The 6,229-nt window shown below is 75.7% G+C and carries 4 protein-coding genes; 2 read left to right on the top strand and 2 right to left on the bottom strand.

From position 1 onward, the window contains the following. Window positions 1-373: 373 nt before the first annotated feature. Window positions 374-1,018, bottom strand: coding sequence for a discoidin domain-containing protein (locus ACIQUQ_RS14165; RefSeq protein WP_403975104.1), 645 nt, complete (start codon window positions 1,016-1,018; stop codon window positions 374-376). A gap of 801 nt (window positions 1,019-1,819) precedes the next feature. Continuing rightward, on the bottom strand, window positions 1,820-2,950 hold the full coding sequence (locus ACIQUQ_RS14160) for an ADP-ribosylglycohydrolase family protein (RefSeq protein WP_403975102.1): 1,131 nt from the start codon (window positions 2,948-2,950) through the stop codon (window positions 1,820-1,822). 232 nt (window positions 2,951-3,182) lie between these two features. Here ACIQUQ_RS14160 and ACIQUQ_RS14155 point away from each other — a divergent pair, with 232 nt between their 5' ends. Next, a complete protein-coding gene (locus tag ACIQUQ_RS14155) occupies window positions 3,183-4,307 on the top strand; it encodes a tyrosine-protein phosphatase (RefSeq protein ID WP_403975099.1) in 1,125 nt (374 codons plus the stop codon). Between the two features lie 667 nt (window positions 4,308-4,974). Further along, window positions 4,975-6,198 (top strand): calcium-binding protein, encoded by a 1,224-nt coding sequence (locus ACIQUQ_RS14150; protein ID WP_403975097.1) that lies wholly within the window; start codon window positions 4,975-4,977, stop codon window positions 6,196-6,198. Window positions 6,199-6,229: the final 31 nt, after the last annotated feature.

Here is a 6,229-nt window from a genome sequence, read left to right as displayed (position 1 = left end):
CCGGCGTTTGAGGCGCGGGGTCCGGGGCGGAGCCCCGGTTCGGGAAGGGGCGGGGTGGGGAAACGGCTCCGCGCAGCGGCAACGGCCCGCACCACCACGGCGCCGCACACCGCACGAAACCCGCGCCCCCGGCAACGAACCGCACCCCGCACAGGGCGGCACCGGCACCCGGAAGCGCACCGCACCCGGCACGGGACCGGCACGGCACGGCGCCGCACCCGGCAACGAACCGCACCCGGAATCGAGCCGCGCCCGGCACGGCGCCGCACCCGGCACGGGACCGGCACGGCACGGCGCCGCACCCGGCAACGAACCGCATCCGGAATCGAGCCGCACCCGGCACGGGACCGGCACCCGGCATCGGACCGGGTCCTCACCGGCGTTTGAAGAACTCGGCCTCCGCCAGGGCCACCCGCTTCGCGGGCCCCGTGCCGTAGGCGGACCGGACCGTCAGGCGGACCCGCACCGCATCGCTCACCGGCACGTGAAAGGTCTGCTTGCCCGGCTCGTCCGCGACGCGGAGCGTCTTCGTCGTGACCTCCCCGTCCTCCGCCGTCACGGCGACCAGCACCTCCCGCGGCCGCCCCTGCGTCAGGAACCGCTCGGCGACCGGCGCGACGCCCGGGTACAGGACCAGGTCGACCAGCCGCACCGGCTCCGCGAAGACGGCCTCCAGGAACTCCCCTTCCCCGGCACCCGGTTCGGCGGGCGCCCAGTACCGGTCCGTGGTGCCGTCCACGGCCAGGGAGGCCGGATGGCCCTCCTGGGCGCTGGACGCCGTGACCTTCACCGCGTGCACCTGCTCGGTCTTCGAGGTGCGGTCGCGTACGGACTCCAGCGCCCCCTCCGCGTGGGAGCGCAGCGCGTACCCGACGCCCAGCACCACGGCGATCACGATCAGCGGCACGAGGCAGCCGGGCCGCCGCCACTGCCGCCGCTCGGGCCGGTCGCCGGCATTCGGCTTCTCCTTGGGCCGGCGCGTGAACAGCCTCTTCCACCACGGTGGTTTGGGGACCACCCGGGCGTCGATGAGCGAGCGCCCGCAGCTGCGGCAGTAGTTTCGGGTGGGGAGGTTGCCGACGCCGCACTTGCCGCAGATCAGGTCGCCCGCCTGGGGCGGCGGTTCCTCCCGCTCCCGCTCCCGCTCGCGGCGCTTGCGCGTGGGGTGCGGTTCGGGAGTGGGCTGGACGGCGCGGAGGGGCTGGTGTCTGGGCCGGGGAGGGATGTCGGGCGTGCCGGTGCGGGGCTGCCCGGCACCGGGCGCGGCGACGGGGCCGGATGTGCCGGTGCCCGTGTCGGCGCCGGAAGCTCCGGGCGTGCCGCCGCCCGGGCCTGTACGGGCAGTCGCCCCCGCATCAGCGGCTCCTGCACCCGGTGCCCCGGCACCCGGTGGCCCGGCGCCCGGGGACCCGGCACCTGGTGACCCGGCGCCCGGGGACCCCGTACCTGGTGACCCCGCCCCCGGTGACCCGGCACCCGGTGACCCCGCCCCCGGTGACCCCGCCGCCGGTGACCCGGCGCCAGGTGACCCCGTACCCGTCTGGCCCCCTTCAGGCACCCCGGTCTGCGCGCCCTTGAACTTCAGGAACGCCCCGCAGTTGCCGCAGAACTTCTCGTCCGCGCCACAACGCTGACCGCACCGCATGCAGTTGACCACGCGCCCCTCACCCCTTCCCGGGGCCCATGCTCCGCCGTGCGCACCGGGCGGGCCATTCCCGTAAGGGCAGGCAGGACGGGGACGCACTCTGCCCCTTCGGGCAAAGCCCCTGAGGGGCGCGGCAGGGGCGCGGCGGCGCGACGGGAGCGGAACGGGAGCGCGTCAGGCCCGCGGATACCGCGCCAGCCACCCCGGCGACGTCACGGCCGGCCCGTGCAGCGCCGGGCCCTGGGTCATCTCCATCGCGAAGTCGTCGGCCAGTTCCAGCACCGTGGCCCGCCCCTCCAGCTCCGCCAGCCAGGCCGGCGGCAGCGCCGTCTCGCCGTGCAGCGCACCCAGCAGCGACCCGCAGAGCGTGCCCGTGGCGGTGGAGTCCCCGCCGTGGTTCACGGCCAGCCGCAGCCCGTGCCGCAGGTCCTCGGCCACCAGCGCGCAGTACACGGCCACGGCCAGCGCGTCCTCGGCGTCCCGCCCGTCCCCAGGCGAGAGCGACTCGACCAGCTTCGGCGAGGGCAGCCCCTGCCGTACGGCGCCCAGGGCCCGCTGGAGCGCGTCGGTGACGGCCTGGTGCCCCGGCCGGCTGCCGAGCATGCCCAGGGCCCGCTGTACGGAGGCGTCGAGGCCGTCGCCGCGGGCGAGCCCGTGCACGATCACCGCGAAGGCGCCGGCCGAAAGGTAGGCCGTGGGGTGCCCGTGGCTCTGCGCCGCGCACTCGACGGCGAGCTGCAGGACCAGGTCCGGCTCCCAGCCGACCAGCAGCCCGAAGGGCCCCGAGCGCCCGGTGGCCCCGGCGTCGCGCGCCGTCGGGTTCTTCGGCTTGTCGAGGGTGCCGAGGACGTCGTCCCCGAAGCCCGTCATACAGGCCCGGTCCGGGCCGCGGCGGGCGTACAGCCATTCCTCGCGGGCCAGCCAGCCGTTGTCGGTGCGGCGTTCGTCGGGGCCCCAGTCGTGCTGGGTGGCGGCCCACCGGAGGTACGCGCGGTGCAGGTCGGTCGGCGGGTGCCAGGCGCCCGTGTCCCGGCGCACGTGGGCCCGTATCAGGCCGTCGACGGTGAAGAGGGTGAGCTGGGTGGACGCGGTGACGGTGCCGCGCCTGCCGTAGGCGGGGGCGAGTTCGGTCAGGCCCTCCGGGCCGTGCTCCTCGCGGATGGCGTCGAGGGAGAGGCCGGCCACGGGCGTGCCGAGGGCGTCCCCGATGGCGCCCCCGAGGAGCGTGCCGCGCACCCTGCTGCGGAAGTCCTGTTGCTCCGTCCGCCCCCACACGGGCGCCTTCGTCGCTGTCGCTGAGCTCACGGAACCCCCCAACCGTCTCTGGACGCAGCAGGTTAGTGGACCCGGGCGGCCGAATTCGATCGGTGGTGGGGAGGCGGCGAGTAAGTGAGCGGAGAACGGCTGGAATGCGAATATCCGCGGGCGGACGGGTCGTGGGGTGGCACGTTTTGTCACCTTGCTGGTCATCGAGCAGGTCGGTTTCGGCCACGTCCCGTTCAGCGCCGGTTCTCCCGTGGCACGGATTGTCACCTCCATGAAGACCGCAGCAGTCGCGACCACCGCGCTCGCCCTCGCCCTGACCGCCGCAGCCGCCACGGCCACCGCCACCGCCACCGCCCAGGCGTACGGCGGCGAACCGGGCCGGGACCACGGCCGCCCCGAGGCCCACCACGGACGTCCCGGCGCCCACCCCGCCCGCATCCCGTTCACCGAGGCCACCGTCACCGCCGGCGCCGACGGCTCGTACACGCTCAAGTGGGCCGCGGAGGGCGTCCGCCGGGTAGAGATCCGCGCCGACGGCCGGGTCGTCGCGCGCGGTACGGAGCGCGGCGAGGCCGTGGTCACCGGCCTGCCAGCCGCCGACCGCCAGTGGTTCGACTTCCGCGCCGACCACGGGCAGTCGCTGCGCCTCGCCGACCGGCTGGTGCGGCTGGACGGCACGGTCAACCTGCGCGACGCGGGCGGCTACCGCACCTCCGACGGCCGGTGGGTCCGCATGGGCGAGGTCTACCGCTCCGACGCGCTGAACCACCTCACCGCCGAGGACCAGGCCAAGCTGCAGCGCCTGGGCATCCGTACCGTCTTCGACCTGCGCATGCAGGGCGAGCGGGACAAGGACCCGGACCGCGTCCCGGCCGGTACCACGTACACGGTCGCGGACGTCTTCGCGGACTCCGGCGCGTTCTCGACCCTGCCGCGCACGCCCGACGAGGCGGTTCGCGCCATGATCGACGCCGAGAGGGCCATGGTCTCCTCGCCGGCCGGCCGGAAGGCCTACTCGCGGGTGGCCGACGGCCTCGCCGCCGCGGACGCCCGCGGCGAGGCCGTCCTCTTCCACTGCACCGCGGGCAAGGACCGCACCGGCTGGGCCGCCGCGGCCCTGCCCACCGGCCTGGGCGTGCCGCGCGCGACGGTGGAGGCCGACTACCTCGCCAGCAACGACTACCGGAAGGCCGCCAACGACGCGGTCCTGGGCCACCTGCCGCCCGCGCAGGCCGCGGTCTACAAGCCGCTGCTCGACGTCCGCCCCGAGTACCTGAACGCCGGCTACGACGAGGTGGCGGCGGAGTTCGGCGGCTTCGACGCGTACCTGCGCGAGGGCGTAGGCCTGGACCGCCACGAGCTGAAGCGCCTGGAAAACGACCTCCTGACCGGCTGACCCGCCGCCGCGGCACGGTGGTGGGGCGGGCCGTTGCCGCTGCGCGGAGCCGTTTCCCCACCCCGCCCCTTCCCGAAACTGGGGGCTCTGCCCCCAGACCCCCGCGCCTCAAACGCCGGCGAGGCTGGATTTCGCTGCGCGACCGCAGCCCCCGCCGACACATCCCTCGCCGCACGCACCCCCGGGCTCGGCAGGAGTATCCGGCGCCGCAGGCATACCGAGCGCCGCAGCCGTATCCCAGCGCCGCAGGCATATCCAGCCCCTCCGGCGTTTGAGGAGCGGGGGTCCGGGGGCAGCGCCCCCGAAGGGGTCCGGGCGGAGCCCGGGGAACGGTGGAAGGGCGGGTAGGGGACTCGCCCCGCAGGGCAACGACCCGCACCCAGCAACTACCCGAGCTTGGCAAACACGCGCACCCCGCACGGACCTGCATCCGGCAACTACCCGAGCTCGGCAACCACGCCGGCACCCGGCACGGACCGGCACCCGGCAACCACCCGCACCCAGCACGGGACCGGCACCCGGCACGGGACCCGCACCCCGTACGCCCCCAAGGGCACACCCGTACGAAGGACTTTGCGGGCCGCCCGGCCCAAGCGCCGCGGCCCGGCCGCTCCGGCCGGGCAGTCCTCCCCGGTGTCGCCAGGAACCGTCGGAGGAGGAACCCCGAATGGCACGCATCATCAAGGCAGGCGTCGTCACCGCGGCAACCGCGGCGCTGGTCGCCCTGGGCTTCCCGGCAGCCGCCGCGCCCGCCGCGCCCGGCGCCGCAGCCGCCCCGCCCACCTGCTTCGGCATCCCGGCCACCCTCACCGGCACGGGCACCCTCACCGGCACGCCCGGCAACGACGTCATCGTCGGCTCGGCCGCGGCCGACACCATCGACGGCCGGGGCGGCACCGACCTCATCTGCGGCCTCGGCGGCAACGACCGCCTGACCGGCGGGACGGGCAACGACCGGCTCGACGGCGGCGCGGGCAACGACGTCATCCGCGGCGACGCCTCGGCCGACAGCGGTGACGTCCAGGGCGGCGGACACGACGAACTGCGCGGCGGCGAGGGCGACGACGACCTGGTCGGCGACTCCTACACCGCGAGCGGCAACGCCCGAGGCGGCGGCAACGACCTCCTCGACGGCGGATCCGGCGCCGACTTCCTGGTCGGGGACTCCGAGAGTGACGGCGCAGGGAACGCCATCGGCGGAGGCCACGACCGGATCTACGGCGGGGACGGCGACGACGAGCACATCACCGGCGACAGCGTCGCGCTCGAGGGCGACGCCGCAGGCGGCGGCCACGACCTCATCGAGGGCGGGAACGGCGACGACGGCCTGCTCGGGGACTCCGCCGCACCCTTCCAGGGCACGGGAACGGGCGCCGGTGACGACGTCCTGCGCGGCGGCCTCGGTGTCGACAACATCATCGGCGACAGCGAGGGCATCACCGGGGCCGTCGGCAGCGGCGGTGACGACCTGCTGGACCTCGGCACCGACGGCGGCGTCTTCGCGGTGGGCGACCACAACATCGGCGACGCCTCGGGCGGCCAGGCCCGGGGCGCGGGCCACGACCGCATCATCGGCGGCACCGCCGACGAGATCCTGGTCGGCGACAGCTCGGTCGGGGACGCCTCCGTCACGGCCGCCGGCCACGACCGCATCGACGGCGGGGGCGGCGCCGACACGGTCTTCGGCGACAACAGCAACTACGACGGGGACGCCAGCGCCGGGACGGCCGGCGGCAACGACACCCTCCGCGGCCAGGACGGCGCCGACGCCCTGCACGGCGGCCCCGACGACGACGTGCTCGACGGCGGCGCGGCCACCGACACCTGCGACGGCGAGGCCGGCACCGCGGACATCGCCGTCCGCTGCGAGACGGTCACCAACGTCCCGTAGCACCGGGCCCGCACCGCAGGCCCCGCACCCG

The sequence above is a fragment of the Streptomyces sp. NPDC101118 genome, assembly GCF_044759445.1.
Taxonomy (GTDB): Bacteria; Actinomycetota; Actinomycetes; order Streptomycetales; family Streptomycetaceae; genus Streptomyces.
Note: the sequence above shows the minus strand (reverse complement) of the source record. Positions and strands in the feature narration are given on the sequence as shown.

Excerpts from the sequence above, each read along its gene's own strand:
- ACIQUQ_RS14155 (WP_403975099.1), top strand. The coding sequence starts at position 3,183 with ATGAAGACCGCAGCAGTCGCGACCACCGCGCTCGCCCTCGCCCTGACC.
- ACIQUQ_RS14150 (WP_403975097.1), top strand. The coding sequence starts at position 4,975 with ATGGCACGCATCATCAAGGCAGGCGTCGTCACCGCGGCAACCGCGGCG.